This is a genomic window from Citrifermentans bremense R1 (genome assembly GCF_000426865.1).
Taxonomy (GTDB): Bacteria; Desulfobacterota; Desulfuromonadia; order Geobacterales; family Geobacteraceae; genus Geomonas; species Geomonas bremensis.
Map to the genome: position 1 here is coordinate 478,870 of NZ_AUGE01000001.1, position 18,110 is coordinate 496,979.

The window sequence follows — 18,110 nt, forward strand, 5'->3', positions numbered from 1 at the left end:
CGAGGAAGACCCCACATGCCCCTCCCCCTGAAAATCGACTGGACCCTCATCGACACCGTACTGCTGGACATGGACGGCACGCTCTTGGACCGGCACTTCGACGACCACTTCTGGGTGGAGCACGTCCCCAAGCGCTACGCCGAGAAACACGGAGGCACCGTTCAGGCGGCCAAAGAGAAGCTGTACCGCATGTTCCGCTCGCAGGAAAACACCCTCAACTGGACCGATCTCGACTACTGGTCCGAGCAGCTGGGGCTCGACATCCCGGTTCTAAAGGAAGAGCTGAACCACCTGATTGCGGTGCACCCTTTCGTCACCGAGTTCTTGCTCTTTTTGCGCCAGCACGGGAAGAAGACGTACCTGGTCACCAACGCCCACGGTAAGACGCTCAACTTGAAGCTGCACAGAACTAGGATTGGGAGCTACTTCGACGGGATAGTCTCGGCCCACGACCTGGGACTTCCCAAGGAGGATCCGGCCTTCTGGGGGAAACTGCAGCAGGTGATACCGTACATACCTACGCGGAGCATGCTCGGGGAGGACAGCGAGACCAACCTGGAGACGGCGCGGCTTTTCGGCATCGGCTACCTGATCCATGTCGGGCGCTTCAGCTCCACCTCCGTCCCTTCGCTTTCCGAGCGCTTCCACACCATCCACTACTTCAGCGAGCTGATCCCTCGCGACGGCGGCATGACCGTCAATATCTGACCGGCGGCTGCACCTTCTTGCCGAGGCCGTACTTCTTCATCAGGTCGTACAGGGCGGGGCGGCTCACCCCGAGGAGCTCGGAGGCCCGGGTCATGTTCCCGCCGCTGTTGCCTACCGCCTCCTCGACCATCAACCTCTCCACCTTGTCGCGCGCTTCCCGCAGGGTCATCTGCCCCACCAGGGCGCCCTCCTCCTCCCCCTCGCTCTCGCCCCCGCGACCCCGCCGCTCGGGCGGGACCCTCACCAGGCGCGCCCGGTAGGAGAGGCCGGTCTCCTGCAGCTGACCCGTTTGCCTGGGCGCGAAGAGCTGGCCTAGCGCCATGCACTGCCCGGCGATCCCCTCTATCCCCGCTGTGGTCCGCTCCAGCGTCTTCTTCAGTGCCAGATGCTGCTCCTCGACCTCGCTCAGATGAAAGGCACGCCGGACGATGACCTGCAACTCCGCCAGTCCGGCCGGCTTCCAGTGGAAGTCGTAGGCGCCTCGCTGCAAGGCCGAGTGCACCTCTTCCCGCTGCGCGGGCAAGGCGAGCAGCACGACCTTGGTACCAGGCCGCAGCTTCAGCATCCCGTCCATGAGCCCCACCACCCCTTCAGGGTCCCCCACAGGGTCCGGGCCGAGGCCAAGGAGCACCACCTTCGGGGAAAGCTGCAGGAAGAGCTTCATGGCATCGGAGCGCCCCTCTGCTTCAACGATTTCGTATTCCAGGGAAAGCACCGATTCCAATTGCAGGCACAGGGGCTTTTCCGCCTCAACCACCAGAAGTTTTTCCATGGACAACCTTCTCATTTGTTTTTTCGGGGATCAGCATCACCTGCGGAAACGGGGAATCTCAACTCCCTCCTCGCTTTGCAGCTGGAGGCGTCCCGATGAGGAACTGGAGGCATTTTCTTTTCATTGGCGTTTTTTAACAACGAGTATTCTTATCGCACCGCTAACTGTTGTCAAGAAAAAGGATTGTCCTCTTGACGATGGCTTCCACTTGGCGCGGCCCTGCCCTTTCTTGACACTGCTTAGCCCATGCATTACTATCGGTTGCATTTCCATGAAATCATTGACGATTCACCAAGCATCAAGGGAGAAACCATGCAAAGCGACCTCAATTGGGATACGACCCCGCTCTACCCCGCCCCTTCCGCACCGGAACTTGCCCGCGCCTTCGAAGAAGGGACCGGCCAGGTGGCCGCCTTTCGCGAGCGCTACCGCGGAAAGGTGGCGGAGCTCGACGCAGAGGGGCTCCTGGAAGCGCTGAAGCAATACGAGTCCCTGCAGGAGAAGCTGGCGACGCCTCAGCTCTACGCCCACCTTCTCTTCGCCGCGGACAGCGAGAACGACGAGCACAAGCGGCTGTCGCAGAAAGCCGAAGAGTTCGGCAACGCCATGGGGAGGGAGCTGATCTTCTTCGACCTGGAACTGATCCAGATGGAGGAGGAGCCCTTCGCGAAGCTTGCGGACGACCTGCTGCTGGAAAACTACCGCCACTACCTGCAGGTTTTGCGCAAGTTCAAGAAGCACACCCTGACCGAGCGGGAAGAAAGCCTTCTAGCGCAAAAGAGCCTGACCGGGGTGCAGGCGTTTTGCCGCCTCTTCGACGAGGTCTCCGCCTCGCTGCGCTACACCCTGGAGATGGAAGGAGAGACGCGGGAGATGACCGGCGAGGAGCTCCTGGCGCTCTTGCACCACCCGGACGCAGGGCTTAGGGAAAGGGCCTTCGGCACCTTCCTCAAACGCCACGAGGAAAACGGCATCATGTTTTCCGCCGTCTTCAACAACGTCGCCTTGGACCACTCCCAGGAGCTGGAGCTTAGAAACTACAGCCATCCCATGGAGCCTACGAACCTCGGTAACGAGATCCCCGACGAGGTGGTAGAAAGCCTGATGCGGGTCTCCGAGGAGAACTACCCGCTGGCGCAGGAGTATTTCCGTCTCAAGGCGCAGCTTCTGGGCATCCCGCGCCTGAAGAATACCGACGTCTACGCCCCCATCTCCGAGAGCGACCGCAAGTACAGCTTCGAGGAGGCGCGCGCCATGACGGTCGCTGCCTACCGCGGCTTCTCCGACGAGTTCGCCGAACTCGCCGATTCCTTCTTCACCGGCAAGAGGGTCGACGTCCTCCCTCGCCCCGGCAAGAGCGGAGGCGCCTTCTGCATGGGGATGATCCCGTCGCTCCCCCCGTACCTGCTTTTGAACTTCACCGGAAACCTGCGCGATGTATCCACCATGGCGCACGAGGTGGGGCACGGCATCCACTACCTTTTGGCGCAGCGCCAGAGCATGCTCAACTACCATCCCCCGCTGCCGCTGGCCGAGACCGCCTCGGTCTTCGGCGAGATGCTTTTGACCCGGCAGCTTTTGGAGCAGGAGACGGACGTGGAGGTGAAGAAATCGCTTCTCTGCGCGAAGATCGAGGACATCATCGCCACCACCTTCCGGCAGAACGTCCTTACCAGGTTCGAGGAACGGATGCACTTGGAGCGGGCGAATGGGCTTCTGACCGCCAGCGAGCTCTGCGACATGTGGTGGCAGGAGAACGCGAAGCTCTACGGCGACGCCGTCGAGATGATAGAGCCGTACCGCTACGGCTGGAGCTACATCTCCCACTTCATCCACGCCCGTTTCTACTGCTACTCCTACACCTGCGCCGAGCTGGTGGTGCTCTCCTTGTTCCAGCGCTACCTGAAGGAGCGCGAGAGCTTCGTGCCGGTCTACCGCGACATACTCGCCGACGGCGGTTCCAAGTCCCCCGGCGACACTCTCGCCCCGGGAGGGATCGTCTTCAGCGACCCGAGCTTCTGGCAGGGGGGGTACGACCTGCTGGGCGACCTGATCAAGGAGTTGAAGGCGCTGTTGTAACGCTTCTGCATGCAGGCCCGTAAAGAGAGAAAACGCAAAAAGGCCCGCCGGTTTCCAGGCGGGCCTTTTTCATTGCTGCTTTGTGCTTCTTTATTACATCTCGTCGAACTGGAGGTACTTGTAGACGTTCGCCTTGTTCGGCTCGACCTTCTCCTGGTACGCCGCCAGGTACTCGGCCGGGGTCGGGAGCTTGCCGAGGTTGACGGTGACGGCCCCCAGTTCCGCGGAGCCGAGGAACACCTTGGCGCCGTTGCCGATCCTGTCGTCGAAGTTACGGGTCGAGGTGGAGAACATGTTCACCCCGTCGGGCACGCGTGCCTGGTTCCCCATGCAGAGCGAGCAGCCGGCGATTTCCACGCGCGCGCCCATGGCGCTGTAGACGGAGAAGTAAGCCTCGTCCTTAAGCTTCGCCTGATCCATGCGGGTCGGCGGGCAGATCCAGGTACGGACGTTGGGGTTGAACTTGGTCCCCCTCCAGATCTCGCCGGCGGCGCGGAAGTGGCCGATGTTGGTCATGCAGGAACCGAGGAACACGTCCTGGATCGGGGTGCCGGCAACCTCGGAGAGGATCTTGACGTCGTCCGGGTCGTTCGGGCAGGCGAGGATCGGCTCGGTGATCTGGGCCAGGTCGATCTCGATCACCGCGGCGTATTCCGCGTTGGCGTCGGCTTCGAGAAGCTTCGGCGCCTTCAGCCACTCGTTGGCTGCGTCGATGCGGTTTTGCAGGGTCTGCGCGTCCTGGTAGCCGTCGGCGATCATCTGCTTCATCAGCGCCACGTTGGAACGGAGGTAAGTGGCAACGGATTTCTCGGAGAGTTTGATGCAGCCGGCTGCGGCGCTACGCTCGGCGGCGGCGTCGGTCAGCTCGAATGCCTGCTCGACGGAAAGCTCCGGAAGCCCTTCCATCTCCAGGATGCGGCCGTTGAAGATGTTGACCTTGTTCTTCTTGGGCACGGTGAGGAGCCCCTGCTTGATGGCCCAAAGCGGGATGGCGTTGACCGCGTCGCGCAGGGTGATGCCGGGGTTGAACTTGCCTTTGAAGCGGACCAGTACCGATTCCGGCATGTCGAGCGGCATGAAGCCCAGGGCGCCCGCGAAGGCAACGAGGCCGGAACCTGCCGGGAAGGAGATCCCGATCGGGAAACGGGTGTGCGAGTCGCCGCCGGTACCGACGGTGTCCGGCACGAGGAGACGGTTGAGCCAGGAGTGGATGACGCCGTCGCCGGGCTTCAGGGGTACGCCGCCGCGCTCGATGATGAACTGCGGCAGGGTCTTGTGCATCTTGACGTCGGCCGGTTTCGGGTAGGCGGCGGTGTGGCAGAAGGACTGCATGAACATCGGCGCCAGGAACTTGAGGCAAGCGAGTTCTTTCAGCTCGTCGGCGGTCATGGGACCGGTGGTGTCCTGGGAACCGACGGTGGTCATCTTCGGCTCGCAAGCGGTGCCCGGGAGGATGCCGGTGACGCCGCAGGCCTTGCCTACCATCTTCTGCGCCAGCGAGTAACCCTGGCCTGCCTTCGGCACCGGGTTGACCGGGAGGGTGAAGACGTCGGTCGGCGCGAGGCCGAGAGCCTTGCGGGCGCGGTCGGTGAGTGCGCGGCCGATGATCAGCGGGATCCTGCCGCCGGCGCGGAATTCGTCGGAAAGGGTGTTCGGCGCGATGGTGAAGGTGGAGAGGACTTCGCCCCCCTCGCTCCTGATCTCGCCCTTCTTGGAGTCGATCACGATGACGTCGCCGGTCTTCATCTTGGCCACGTCGGTCTTGATCGGGAACGCGCCGGAGTCCTGCGCGGTGTTGAAGAAGATCGGCGCGATGACGCCGCCGATGATGATGCCGTCGCGGCGCTTGTTCGGGACGCAGGGGATATCCTGGCCGATGTGCCACAAGACGCTGTTGCAGGCGGACTTGCGGGAAGAACCGGTACCCACGACGTCGCCCACGAAAGCAACCTGGAACCCATCGGCCCTGAACTTGGCGATGGTGGCGTTGCCGTCCGGGAAGCGGGTCTTGCCCATGGCGAGTGCGTGCAGCGGGATGTCCGGGCGGCTCCAGGCGTCGCCTGCCGGGGAGAAGTCGTCGGTGTTGATCTCGCCGTCGACCTTGTAGACCTTCACCTTCACGGTCTCCGGGAGGCCCTTCTTGGAGGTGAACCACTCGGCGTTGGCCCAGGACTCGATGACTTTTTTTGCGGAGGCGTTGGATTTGGAAAGCGCCAGCACCTCGTCGAACGCGTCGTAAACCAGGGTGGTGCCGCAGAGAGCCTTGACGGCCTCATCGGCAAGCTCGGCGTCCTTGAGCGCTGCGACCAGCGGGGCTACGTTGTAGCCGCCCAGCATGGTCCCGAGGATCTGGACTGCCTCTTTCTTGGAGATGAGCGGGGATTTCTTCGCGCCGGAAACGATACCGGCGAGGAAGGCGGCCTTCACTTCGGCTGCGGGGTCGACGCCCGGGGAAACCCTCTCCTTGAGGAGCTCGAGCAGGAACGCCTCTTTGCCGGCCGGCGGCGCCTCCAGCAGTTTGCAAAGTTCCGCGGTCTGCTCCGGGTCGAGCGGCTTGGCGGGGATACCGAGTGCTTTTCTTTCTGCCTCTTGCTTCAGATACGCTTCAATCATGGTCCCTCCTCAGATTTTGTGCAGCTATTTACGGCAGTTATGGAGACATAGTCTTGACAGACGAGCTTCATTTGAGTGGATACTGTATACAGTTTTTACCCCGCTTTGTCAATTGCTGAAAAAGGAAGATAAAACGCCGGTTCTGACATTTCCGGCGAGGTGCCGTTTTTTTCGAAGCTGGAGTTGGCTGAAGCGGAGAGCGACGGGGTGTTGATTGGAAAAATAAATGACAGGCGGCGAAGGATGAGGGTCAGGCGTGCGGGACCAGAAGTTGCTCGGGGTGGGCGTACACGGTGAATTTCCCCACTTTCAGATAGCCGATGAGCACGATGCCTGCCTTTTGGCAGATGGTGACGGCCATGTCGGTGGGGGAAGTACGGGAGGCGATGAGCCTCACGCCAAGGGTCGCCGCCTTCGCCGCCATCTCGGCGGAGACTCGCCCGGAACTCACCAGGAGGGTTCCCTCCAGCGGCACCCCCCGCAACAGCGCCTCCCCGGCCAGACGGTCGACGGTGTTGTGGCGGCCGATATCCTCGGCATGCAAGAGGAGCCTCCCCTCGCAGTCTCCGACAGCGGCGGAATGGACTCCGCCGTGCTTGCTGTATTTCTCAGAAAGAAGTGCCAAGCGCTTCATGAGCTCGAAGACGGCCGCGGCCGGGACCGGGGGGGAGTCGCTCCACCGGTCTTCCAAGGTCTCTGCTCCCGGGAGGCTGAAGGTGATGCCGGTGCCGCAGCCAGAGGTCAGCACAGGCTTCAGGTCGGCAGGGATTTCGCCGCGTATCCGGACGTTGGCGATGCCGTAGTCGTTGCAGACGCTCAAGATCAGGAAGTCTTCGGGGGCCGCAACGAAACCCTGGACCCGCAGGAATCCAGCCACCAGGAACCGGAGGTCATGGGGCGAGGCGATCAGGGTGACCAACTCCCGGTCGTTCACCCTGAGCACCAGCGGGAACTCCTGCACCAGGGGGGCCTCCCCCGGGATAAGCTCGCCGTCTGCGTATCTGTGAACTTGGTTCATAAGACTCTTTTCTTCCCACGCCGCTTAGGTGCCCCCGCGGTTCCGGGCACCGTGCTCTGGCAGCACCCCCCTCCCAGCCTCCCCCTCCGGGGGAGGAGCGCGGCTACTTCACCCCGCCGATGCAGAGGTACTTGACCTCGAGGAAGTCCTCGATGCCGTACTTGGATCCTTCGCGCCCGATGCCGGATTCCTTGACGCCGCCGAAGGGGGCGACGGTGGTGGAGATAAGGCCGGTGTTGATGCCGACGATGCCGTATTCGATGGCCTCGGCGACCCGCCAGACCCGGGAGACGTCCTGGCTGTAGAAGTAGGCGGCGAGGCCGAACTCGGTGTCGTTGGCCATGTGTATCGCCTCCTCTTCGGTCTTGAAGCGGAACAGGGGCGCCAAGGGCCCGAAGGTCTCCTCTTTCGCCACCAGCATCCCGGGCTTCACGTCGGCCAGGACGGTCGGCTCGAAGAAGCTCCCCCCCAGCGCGTGGCGCTTGCCGCCGGTCACCACGCGCGCGCCGCCGGCGAGCGCGTTCTGGATGTGTTCCTCTACCTTCTCCACCGCTTTCATGTCGATCAGCGGACCCTGCTGGGTCTCCCCTTTCAGGCCGTCGCCGACCTTCATCCTGGCGACGGCTTGCGCGAGTTTGTCCGCGAAGCGGTCGTAGACGCCGTCCTGGACCAGGAAGCGGTTGGTGCAGACGCAGGTCTGGCCGGTGTTGCGGTACTTGGAGATGAGCGCGCCCTCGACCGCGGCGTCGATGCCGGCGTCGTCGAAGACGATGAAGGGGGCGTTGCCGCCAAGCTCCATGGAGACCTTCTTCACGGTGCCGGCGCACTCTGCCATCAGCTTCTTCCCGATCTCGGTAGAACCGGTGAAGGTGAGCTTACGCACGATGGGGTTCGCCGTCATCTCCCCGCCTATGCCCGCGGCGGAGCCGGTGACAACCGAGAAGACGCCGTCGGGGACCCCGGCACGGCGGGCAAGTTCGGCAAGTGCCAGCGCCGAATACGGAGTGGCGGTCGCGGGCTTTACCACCATGGTGCACCCGGCGGCGAGCGCGGGCCCGGCCTTTCTGGTGATCATGGCGGAGGGGAAATTCCAAGGGGTTATGGCGGCGCAGACGCCGATCGGTTCCTTCAGGACCACGATCCTTTTATCGCTTTGATGCGGCGGGATCACGTCGCCGTAGATCCGTTTCGCCTCCTCGGCGAACCACTCCAGAAACGACGCGGCATAAACGGTTTCGCCCCGCGACTCGGCCAGCGGCTTCCCCTGTTCCGCGGTCATCAAGACGGCTAAGTCCTCCTGGTGTTCCAGGAGCAGTTCGGACCAGCGCCTGAGGATGGTGGAGCGCTCCTGCGCCGTCTTCGCGCGCCACTTGGGAAACGCGGCGTTGGCGGCTTCGATGGCGCGCCGGGTCTCGGCGCCCCCCATCTTGGGGATGGTTCCGAGCTTTTCGCCGGTGGCAGGGTTGGTGACATCGATGCTCTCGCCGCTGTCCGCGCCGGTCCATGCGCCGTTTATGTAGCAGAGCTGCTGGAAAAGATTGCTGTCCTTGAGAACTAACATCGGCTCCTCCCCCTGGAAACTCATATATGATGTCGACGGCTCGACAGGTTAACGCCGGCTGATGCCGGGGCAGATTGTGTATACCTCATCCGTAATCCGGCGGCAACAGGAAAAACCTGAGTGAATCCCGCGCCTCACGACGCAGATGCCCCCAAGGCTCTGGGGCAGGCCGAGGGGGCACCAGGGGGAGGGGACTGGCTCCGCAGGTGCCTGTCCCCCTTGGCTCTACCCCCGTCGGATCATTCCTTCTGCTGGGCCGGCTCCTGCGATTGGGCCAGGAAGTTGGCCGTGAAGATGTAGTCGTCGAGGTAGTCCACCCGGCCGTCGCCGTTCAGGTCGGCGCCCGCCGCCAGGAAGTTGCGGAAAGCCGCCTCCGGCGCCGCGGGAAGACGAACAGCCGGCGCCACGATGAGCGGGAATTCCTGGGAAAGCCCGTGGTAGAGCATGGTGATGCTGGCGTCGACCACACCGGCCTCCGGTCTCACCTCGACCTCCCATTCCCCTTCGTCACTCCGGCTGACCGAGACGTAGCGCACAGCTTTGAAAGCGAAAACCGGTGGCCGGTCTCCGGTTTCCATGGCGATGACCAGGGTCACCGTACTGCTGCCGTCCGCAATCGCTATGGCCGGGATCTGCAGCAGCGGGCGCTCCCCCGCCGCTTTGAAAAGGGAGGTCAGGTTGGCGAGGGTCCGCTCCCCCTTGAACTCCCGGAAACGATCCAAGACGCTCGGCAGGTGCACCGGCTGGGTCACGGCTTGCGGCGCAGCTTTCGGCTCGGGATCGCGCGGCTCTACCGGCGCGGGCTCTCTGCGATGCGGCTGGAGTTCGGCGACTTCCTGGCGCTCGGCCTCCTGGGGCGCGCGCTTTGGCTCCGCCGGCGCGACTTCCTCATGGGGGAGCGTCACGCTGCCACCCAGAACGACAGGAGCCGGGCGGCTGGGGTGCGAGGTGGCATCGATCACAAGCGGCTCGTCCTTATCCTTGGCGCCGTCTGCGGGAGGAGCCTCGGCGGAAGGCTCCGCGTGCGTCGGGGTTTGCGGATTGTCGATGGCGGCGGGGGCGATGGGAAGCTTGTTCCCTTTTTCATCGATCAGGGAGGCTGTCAGCGAAGTGATCGCGCCGGCGGACTCCCCGACGCGTTCAAAGGTGATGGTGGCGATGACGCCGCTTGCTGTCGCGATCCCTTTGGAGCCGACAATGGCAAGCCTGATCGGGTTGCTCGGGTTGCTGGAGTTCAGCATGTCCTTTACGAGGCTTCCCATGGCGATGTGCGGTGTGGAGAGCGTGTTTCTGTCGTAGCCGATGGTGATATCGAGCCCGGCGACGCCTGCCATCTGCTCCCCGCGCAGCACGAATACGCCGTCGGCCGAAGGCGAGGCGATGGACAGAAACGGCGCGGCGAGCAGGGGAGCGGGAACGATCAACAGCATGAACAGTATCAACGATCGGCGGCACGCACTTCTTATGGACATTGAAAACCTCTTAACTGTGTAGTCGGGAGCCGGATTGGACAAGGCTCCACTTTAGTCAGTGCCGCTTGAACTGTCAAGACACGTGTCATACAGCCCCAAGGCATAAAAAAAGGAAGGAATAGCAGTACTATCCCTTCCTTTCTCATGCTTCATTGTCTCCGGTCCATCAGGAGGGGAGTTTGCCCATCGTCTTCAGGATCTCCCACCCTTTCAGGAGGTCGAGCGCGCGCAGCACCTGCGAGTCGCTCTTGATCAGTTCGTCGGTCTTGTAGGGAGCCGGCTTGTCCTTCTTATCCTCGCCCCCCTCCTTTTTATCCCCTTCGAAATGGTTCTCGAGGTCCTTCTCCCTGATGTGCATCCCTTCACGCTTCTCGCTGGTGGCGGCAAGATCGACCTTCTCGGCGACGATATCGGGGGTGATCCCCTTAGCCTGGATGGAGCGGCCGCTGGGCGTGAAGTACCTGGCGGTGGTGAGCCTCAGGCCCGAGTTGTCGGCGAGCGGGATGATGGTCTGGACGCTCCCCTTGCCGAAACTCTGGGTCCCCATGACGACGGCGCGCTTGTGGTCTTGCAGGCACCCGGCGACGATCTCCGAGGCGCTCGCCGAACCGCTGTTGATCAGCACCACGATCGGGTAGTCCGGCTGCTTGTGCCCCTTACGGGAGGTGAAGCGCATCTGGGAATCCTTCTCGCGCCCCTCGGTATAAACGACCAGCTTCCCTTCGGGGATCCAGTGCTCGCTCACCCGGACCGCCTGGTCCAGGAGCCCGCCCGGATCGTTGCGCAGGTCGAGCACCAGCCCCTTGAGCTGTTTCTGCTCGCCCTGAAGGGCCTGCAGCGCCTTCTCCAGGTCGTCGTCGGTCTTCTCCTGGAACTGGGCAATCCTCACGTAGCCGTAGCCGTCGTCGAGCACCTTGTGCTTCACGCTCTTGACCTGGATGATGTCCCGCTCCAGCACGAATTCCTTCGTCTTGTCGAACCCCTCGCGCATGATGGTGAGGGTGACCTTGGTCCCCTTCACCCCCCTCATCCTCTTCACCGCATCGGTGATGGTGAGGTCCTTGGTGAACTTGTCGTCGATCTTCAGGATCTGGTCGCCTGCCTTGATGCCGGCCTTGAAGGCGGGGGTGTCCTCTATCGGGGAGATGACGGTGAGGATCCCTTCCTTGACCGTGATCTCTATGCCGAGACCGCCGAAGGAGCCCTTGGTGTCGATCTTCATTTCCTTGTAGGTTTCAGGGGGCATGAAGGAGCTGTGGGGGTCCAGGGAGGTGAGCATGCCGTTGATGGCACCGTACACGAGCTTCTTGGTGTCGACCTCTTCTACGTAGCTCTTCTTGACGATGGCCAGAACGTCGGTGAACAACTCGATGGACTGGTAATCGTTGCCGCCCCCCTGGGCGGCGCATCTGCGTTGCATGCCGAAGCCGATCACCAGCGTCAGCAGGCACACGGTTGTGACAAACAGCGTTGTCTTCTTCAATTTGCTGCCTTTGAACATTTTGCCTCCCTAGGATTTTGTTGCGGTACCCTGCTTATCTGAACCAGGGGGAGGGATCGACTGGTTTCCCCTGGTATCTGATCTCGAAATAAAGCATCGGCCCTTTGCTTGAATCAACGTCACCCACACTGGCCAGGACTTCGTTCTTTGATACCTTCGCCCCGACCCTTTTCGTCATCGATGAGGCATGGGCGTAAAGACTGAAGAAGCCGTCCCCGTGATCGACGATGATCATATTACCATAGCCTTTGAAATAGTTCGCAAAAATCACTTCGCCGTCATAGATCGCGTGAATGGCGGATCCGGCTGGCGCAGATACAGAAATGCCGTTGCTGACAGTGAAGGAATCGAACTCAGGATGCTTGTGCCTGCCGTAGCGGTCCACGATCGTCCCCTTCACCGGCAAGGAGAGCCTTCCCTTCTGCGCCCCGAGCCCCTGGTTCGGGACCGCGACGGACCTCGGAGAGACGACTTGCGCCTTATTGTCCCCCGCCTTACCGCGAGCCTTGGAACTATACGCTTTTCTACTTCTGGCTTCAAGCTTTTGGATCATGCTCTGCAGGCGCCCGGCATTGGCCTGCAATTCTTTGAGTGAGGCCTGGTACTGCTGCTTGTCCTGCCTCACTTTGACCAGGTAGTTCGCCTTCTTGCTCTTCTCCTGCTCTATCTCGCGCTTCTTCGCCTCTATGTTGCGCCGGATCCCTTCCTTGCGCGTCGCGTCCTGCTCAAGTTGCTGCTTCAACAGGTTCAGCCGCTGCAGGTTCTCGTTGTACTGCTGAAAGAGCTTCCGGTCGTTCTCCAGTATGCTCCGCATGTAGCGGAGGTTCTCAGTCATCTGCGGGAAAGACTCCGAGGAGAAGAACACCCTGAGGTTCCCGGTATCCCCTCCCTTGTAGAGGGCGGCGACGCGGCGGTTGATCTGAGCCCGCTTGCGCTCGGCCTCCTGGCGCTCGCTCTCTATGTCCACGAGCGTCTTGTCGATTCCCTTTTCCACGGAGGCCAAGTCGCGCCCCAAGGAAACCAGGCTCGACTGCTTCTCGGCCAGAGTCTTCTGGATCTGCACCAGCTCTCCCGAAACCTTGGTCTCCACCTTCTGGGTCTTCGAGATGAGCCGGTTCTTTTCCTTGATCTGTTTCTTTATGGTCTGCAGCTCTTCCTTGGCCCCCGCGCAGCAAAGGGAAGGGGCCAAAATCAGGGCCAGACAGCTTATCAGGAGAATGTGACGCATGCTAGATGTTTATGAACCTCTTCAGCGAGGTCGCGCTCCCGATGAAGCCGAGCAGCACGCCTCCCAGTACCACCCCAGCCAGGTGCGAGGGGGGAAGAAAGGAAAGCCCCGCCGAAGCCGGGTTGATGCCGAGGAAGTCGCCGGCGTTCTTCAGGAAGGCGAAGTAGCACCCCAGAAGCGCCAAAAGCGAGATCACCGCCCCTGCGGCCCCCTGCAGCACCCCCTCGATGAGGAAAGGAGCCTTGATGAAGAAGCGGGTTGCCCCCACAAGACCCAGGAGCTCCAGCTCGTCCTTCCTTGCGTAGATGGTGAGCTTGATGGTGTTGGAGACGATGAAGAGCACCGTAATGGTGAGGAAGCCCCCGAGGAGCGCCCCCATCAGGCGGAATAGGTTCATGAAAGAGTTGAAGCGCCTGACCCACTCCTCGCCGTACTGCACCTCGGTGATCCCCTGGATCTGCTTGAGCTTCGCCACGTAGGCCGCCACCGACTCGTTGTCGCGGTGGTCCCGGTCCAGGCGGATCTCGAGCGAGGCGGGGAGCACTTCGGCGGAGATCCCCTCAAGAAGGGACTCCTGCCCCTTGAGCCGGCTCCGCAGGCGCTTCTCCGCCTCGGCCTGGCTCACGAAGAGCACCTTGGCGGTGCCGGGTATGGCCTGCACCCTCCCCTTCAGCGCTGCCACCGCCAGCGGAGCCGGCTCCGCATCGAAGTACGCGGTCACCTGCACCTTGTCGCTCCACCCCTCAGCCATTCCGGAAAGGTTCACGTAGACCAGCAGAAAGAGCGAGGCGATGAGAAGCGCAAGCGCGATGGTCCCGACGGTGACCGCGCTCACGAAGACGTTTTGCCTGAGGTTCGCGACGGCGCGGCTGGAGTAATAGCTCAGACGCCCGAAGAAGCCCTCCTGCGCCAGCTTGGGACGGACCGCCTTGTTAGCCTTGGACATCGGGCACCTCCACCATGCGTCCCTTCTCCAGCCGAATCACCCTGCGGTGGGAGTTCTCGATCACGCGCCGGTCGTGGGTCGCCACCACCACGGTGGTGCCGCGGATGTTCGCCTCCTTGAAGATGGAGAGGATCTGTTCCTTGTTCTCGTCGTCCAGGTTCCCGGTCGGCTCGTCGGCAATGAGTATCTTGGGGTCGTTGACCAGCGCCCGGGCCAGCGCCACGCGCTGCTGCTCGCCGCCCGAAAGCCTCAGGGGGGTGGAGTTCACCTTGTCCTCCAGCCCCATCGATTTCAGGATGTGGTACACCTTCTTGCCGATATCGCGCTTGCCCCACCCCAAGACCTCCAGGGTGATGGCCACGTTCTCAAGGACGGTGCGGTTGGGCAAAAGCTTGTAGTCCTGGAACACCACCCCGATGGAGCGGCGCAGGTAAGGGATCTCCTTCCTGGAAAGCCTGGTGACGTTGGCGCCGTCGATTACCACCTGGCCGCGGGTGGGGGAGAGTTCGGCGTAGATGAGCTTCAAGAGGGTCGACTTCCCCGCTCCCGATTGCCCGGTCAAAAAAACAAAATCCCCTTTGGGGATTTTGAGGGTTACATCGGCCAGAGCCGCAGATTCGGCCTGGTACGACATCGATACGTTGTGCAGTTGGATCATTTTCCTTTAGGCCTCTTCTGTTTCGTGAGGGTCACCACTCGTTGTACGCCACGCCGTTGGACCCCATCAGGGTCGAACCGCTGTGCACGTCGTAGACTCCTGTGGCCGGCTCGCCGGAATCGGTGGCCGGAGGGGCGGCGGTGACCCAGGTTTCCCTGGACTTGGTGAACGGGTCCTTCGGTATCTCCCTCAGGTATTTGTTCTTGTTTTCCACGAGCTCCTGCAGCGTTTCCGGGTATTTACCCTGGTCGGCGTAGTACTGGTCTATGGTGGAGCGCAGGGTGTAGAGATCCTCGCGCAAAACCGATTCGCGCGCCCTGACAATACCCCACTGGTAGTTGGGCGCAGCGATGGCGGCCAGGATGCCGATGATGGACAGGACGATCATCAGTTCGATAAGCGTGAAGCCACGCTGTGTCTTTGCAATCCTCTTAAACATGAGGTCACCAGTCCTTGTATTTGGTGCCGTCGATCGCCGTCCCGTCGCTCAGGGAATAGACGTCGAAGACATCTTCCCCCCCCCAGGTGGTGCTGTCGGGTTCGTCGTTGTGGGAGCGCATGCCCCAGCCCGGTTCATCACCCTGAGGCTTGTAAAACGGGTCCGGCGGGATCCTACGCAGGAACTTCTTTTTGTACCCCAGGTACCCCTTTATGTCGTCCCCTTTTACCAGCACCTCGAGGGTTTCCGGGTACCCCTCCGGCTTGTTCAGCGAAGCGGTGATCTTCTTCTCGTCGACGCCGCGGTCATAGATCTTCTTGTACTCGTCGATGGCCCCCCTGATCTCGCGCAGGTTCCGCCTGAGCTCGATCTCCTTGCTCCGCTTGGAAGCCATCTGCGCGGAAGGGAGTATCAGCGAGGAGAGGATGATGAGTATGGACAGCGTCACCACCAGCTCGATCAGGCTCAACCCGCGCTTGTCGTCAAGGATTTTCCACATGATCTGAAAGCCCCGAAAGGCTACTGTACCTCCACTACGGACTTAAAGGCTGTGACCGGGATCTCCTCGCCTGTCTTTTTGCTGAAGTTGGTGTTGTTCACGGAGACAGCGGCCGATCCCGTCCCTATCGCCTTGAAGCTGATGTTGGCCAGGATGCCGTTGGCGGTTCCGGTCGGCTCCTCGCGCATGCCGGACATCCAGATCTCACCCTTTTTCTTGTCAGCAAAAGCCTGGAAGGTGGAAGGTTTCCCGGGTTGTTTCAAGAGGTTCCCCTCGGACTGCGAGATGGCGTCCAGGAGCTTGGGATCGTAAGAGAGCACGAAGACCGCCTTGTACAAATCCCTCATCCCGGACCCGTTCACCTGCACGTTGAACTGGTCGTTAAGTTTCACCTTGGCCGGGAGGCTCAGCGCGATCAGCGAATCGGTCAGAAGCGGCTGCTTCGCGGCTGCGGGTGCGGCGGGAGCGGGAGCTGGAACCGGAGCTGGAGCGGGAACCGGAACGGGAGCGGGCACAGGGACAGGGACAGGCGCGGGCACCGGGACGTCCCCTGCTGCCGGAACGGCGCCGGGGGCAGGTGCCGGAACTGCCGCGGCAGCTCCGCCTGGAGCGGTAGCGGCACCAGCAGGAGCAGGAGCCGGGGCCGGAACAGGAGCCGGCACGATCTTCTGGACCGGCACCAGGTTAGGCAGCGCCCTGGGGGCGGGCTTGGCTGCGGCAGGGGCCGCGGCACCCTCGGCAGCCTCGGGGTTGACGAAGTCCGGCTCCATGAAGGAGGAATACGGCTGGTGCGACGAGGGCTCGTCCTCGCGGCCGGACCAGAAGGCGGCTACGTCGTTGTCGGGAACGGTCACGCCGCGCACGATTCTGGGGGTGATGGCAAGCAGCAGCTCGGTCTTGTCCTTCTTGTCGCTGGTGTTGCTGAACAGAGGGCCAAGAAGCGGGATGTCTCCCAACAGGAAGACCTTGCTCTTGCTGTCGGTCTGGGTCTTCTGGATCAGCCCCCCGATGATGCTGGTCTCGCCGTCCTTGAGCGAGAGCACCGTGTCAAGATTCCTCGTTCCTATTGTCACGACCGTCGTCGCCGAATCGGCCCCCCCGACTGACTTCTCGCTAAGGATGGAGCTCACTTCCAGTCCAAGCTTGATGGCGACCTCGTTGTTCAACTGGATGGTCGGTTCGGCGTTCACCTTGACCCCGACGTCGACGTATTGGACGTTGACGCTCACGCCGCCGCCGGTAGGCGATGAGGTCGTGGTTATCGGCACCCTGGTGCCGACGTTGAACTTCGCCTTCTCCCGGTTTTTCACCCTGATCTTCGGGTTGGAGAGGGTCTCGCCGTTGGAGAGGGTCTTGCCGAAGTTGAAGGTGGCGTTGGGGACGGTGAGGTAGCCGTTATACCCCCTCAAGTTGAATACGTTCAACAGGTTGGTCGGCCCGGCGGAGGAAGTGGGCGTACCTGCCGCAGGCGTAGTGGTCGTTACAGCGCCGAGAGTATCGGCGAGGAATTGGGTATCGTTGCTTCTCGGCGTGGTAACCCCCAGGGAGGTGGCGTACCTGGAGAGGAGCAATCCGAAGGTCTCGGCGTTCTGCTTGGAGAGCTCGAACACCTCCACCTCGAGGAGCACCTCGGCGTCGGGTACGTCGTTGGCCTCCAGGATCTTGCGCGCCACCTCGATGACCTCGGGGGTGTCGCGGATGACCAGGGCGTTCGCCTCTTCGTTCACGTAGATCTTCTTCACCTGGAGCATGGTGCGCACCAGGTTGACCGCCTTCTTCGCGTCCAGCTTGTTCAGGTAGAAGGTCTGCAGGAAGAGTTCTTCGTACTGCTTGACCTTGTCCGGGGTCTTCGGATAGATGATGATGGTGCTCTCGTTCAGGATCTTCTTGTCCAGCTTCTGCATCCCGGTGATCAGTTCCATCGCCTGCTGGAACGAGCCGTTCTCCAGGTGCAGCGTGACGTTCACGTCTTTCACCGCTTCGTCGAAGACGAAGTTGATGCCGGAGAGCTGGGAAAGGATGGTGAAGATCTCCTTGATCTTGGCGTCGCGGAACTTGAGGGTGATCGGCTTGTTCGACTTCAGGTTCAGCTCGAAACCGTCCAGCTTCTGGCGCTTGTTGGCGATGATGCGATCCAGCCCTTCCTTCACCTCCTTGTTGCTCGGGTCGAATTCAAGGGCGTGCTTGAAGGCGATCATCGCCTCGCGCGGTTTGCGGTTTTTCTCGAAATCGAGCCCCTCCTGCAGGTAGGTCTGGGCGTTTCTCAGCTTCAGCACCTGGTCGGCCTGGTTCTTGGCCAAGACGTTCGTGGGGTCCATGGCGTAGGCGCTTTGAAACTCCCTGAGGGCTTCGTCGTAGTTCTTCTTGGCGAAGAACTCCTCCCCCTTCTTGAAATGCGCGCGAGCCGCCGTCTCGGTGACGTTCAAAAGCTTCACCCGGTACTCGCCGATATCGGGGTTAGCAGCGGCTACCTCGGCGTACTTCACCAGCGCGGCGTCCAGGTTCCCCTCTCGCTCCAGCTTCTCCGCCTTGCTGAAAGCGGTGCGGCCGGACGTGCAGCCCGAGAGAGCCAGTGCCACCAGCATCACGGTCAAGATCGGTCTTGGTCTATACATG

Annotated in this window: 14 protein-coding genes; 2 read left to right on the top strand and 12 right to left on the bottom strand. The window is 61.8% G+C overall.

The genetic code is table 11. The annotated features are described in order from the left end of the window. The first annotated feature begins 15 nt into the window (after positions 1-15). Positions 16-708, top strand: coding sequence for an HAD family hydrolase (locus K419_RS0102195; RefSeq protein WP_084154085.1), 693 nt, complete (start codon positions 16-18; stop codon positions 706-708). Here the strand turns inward: K419_RS0102195 and K419_RS0102200 are convergent. Beyond that, positions 698-1,480, bottom strand: coding sequence for a helix-turn-helix domain-containing protein (locus K419_RS0102200; RefSeq protein ID WP_026840132.1), 783 nt, complete (start codon positions 1,478-1,480; stop codon positions 698-700). The genes K419_RS0102195 and K419_RS0102200 overlap by 11 nt on opposite strands. A gap of 312 nt (positions 1,481-1,792) precedes the next feature. On the opposite strand from K419_RS0102200, the gene K419_RS0102205 reads away from it, so the two are divergent. After that, on the top strand, positions 1,793-3,559 hold the full coding sequence (locus tag K419_RS0102205) for a M3 family oligoendopeptidase (protein WP_026840133.1): 1,767 nt from the start codon (positions 1,793-1,795) through the stop codon (positions 3,557-3,559). A 93-nt stretch (positions 3,560-3,652) separates the two neighbouring features. On the opposite strand, the gene acnB is transcribed toward K419_RS0102205, so the two are convergent. The 11 genes from acnB to K419_RS0102260 all read right to left on the bottom strand — a co-directional run bounded on the left by acnB (position 3,653) and on the right by K419_RS0102260 (position 18,109). After that, positions 3,653-6,172: a bifunctional aconitate hydratase 2/2-methylisocitrate dehydratase gene (gene acnB, locus K419_RS21460; protein ID WP_035496796.1), complete on the bottom strand. Its 2,520-nt coding sequence runs from the start codon at positions 6,170-6,172 to the stop codon at positions 3,653-3,655. 250 nt (positions 6,173-6,422) lie between these two features. Next, positions 6,423-7,190 (bottom strand): formate dehydrogenase accessory sulfurtransferase FdhD, encoded by a 768-nt coding sequence (gene fdhD / locus K419_RS0102215; protein ID WP_026840134.1) that lies wholly within the window; start codon positions 7,188-7,190, stop codon positions 6,423-6,425. Between the two features lie 103 nt (positions 7,191-7,293). Then, complete coding sequence (gene gabD, locus K419_RS0102220) at positions 7,294-8,751, bottom strand: NADP-dependent succinate-semialdehyde dehydrogenase (RefSeq protein ID WP_026840135.1); 1,458 nt, start codon at positions 8,749-8,751, stop codon at positions 7,294-7,296. A gap of 239 nt (positions 8,752-8,990) precedes the next feature. Continuing rightward, complete coding sequence (locus tag K419_RS0102225) at positions 8,991-10,223, bottom strand: cohesin domain-containing protein (RefSeq protein WP_026840136.1); 1,233 nt, start codon at positions 10,221-10,223, stop codon at positions 8,991-8,993. A gap of 166 nt (positions 10,224-10,389) precedes the next feature. Next, the gene (locus K419_RS0102230) at positions 10,390-11,724 is read right to left on the bottom strand and encodes a S41 family peptidase (RefSeq protein WP_026840137.1); all 1,335 of its coding nucleotides are present in this window, start codon (positions 11,722-11,724) and stop codon (positions 10,390-10,392) included. Positions 11,725-11,758: 34 nt separating this feature from the next. Continuing rightward, positions 11,759-12,952, bottom strand: coding sequence for a murein hydrolase activator EnvC family protein (locus K419_RS0102235; RefSeq protein ID WP_026840138.1), 1,194 nt, complete (start codon positions 12,950-12,952; stop codon positions 11,759-11,761). Between the two features lies 1 nt (position 12,953). Beyond that, a complete protein-coding gene (gene ftsX / locus K419_RS0102240; RefSeq protein WP_026840139.1) occupies positions 12,954-13,898 on the bottom strand; it encodes a permease-like cell division protein FtsX in 945 nt (314 codons plus the stop codon). Beyond that, positions 13,885-14,556 (bottom strand): cell division ATP-binding protein FtsE, encoded by a 672-nt coding sequence (ftsE, locus tag K419_RS0102245; protein ID WP_026840140.1) that lies wholly within the window; start codon positions 14,554-14,556, stop codon positions 13,885-13,887. The genes ftsX and ftsE overlap by 14 nt, the downstream gene beginning before the upstream one ends. Positions 14,557-14,587: 31 nt before the next feature. Then, positions 14,588-14,995 carry a type IV pilin protein gene (locus K419_RS0102250; RefSeq protein WP_012529717.1) on the bottom strand — a complete coding sequence of 136 codons (408 nt, stop codon included), beginning with the start codon at positions 14,993-14,995 and terminating at the stop codon, positions 14,588-14,590. A gap of 4 nt (positions 14,996-14,999) precedes the next feature. Continuing rightward, complete coding sequence (locus K419_RS0102255; RefSeq protein ID WP_026840141.1) at positions 15,000-15,494, bottom strand: type II secretion system protein; 495 nt, start codon at positions 15,492-15,494, stop codon at positions 15,000-15,002. Positions 15,495-15,514: 20 nt separating this feature from the next. Beyond that, positions 15,515-18,109, bottom strand: a complete 2,595-nt coding sequence (locus tag K419_RS0102260) for a secretin N-terminal domain-containing protein (RefSeq protein WP_026840142.1) — start codon at positions 18,107-18,109, stop codon at positions 15,515-15,517. Position 18,110 lies beyond the last annotated feature (1 nt).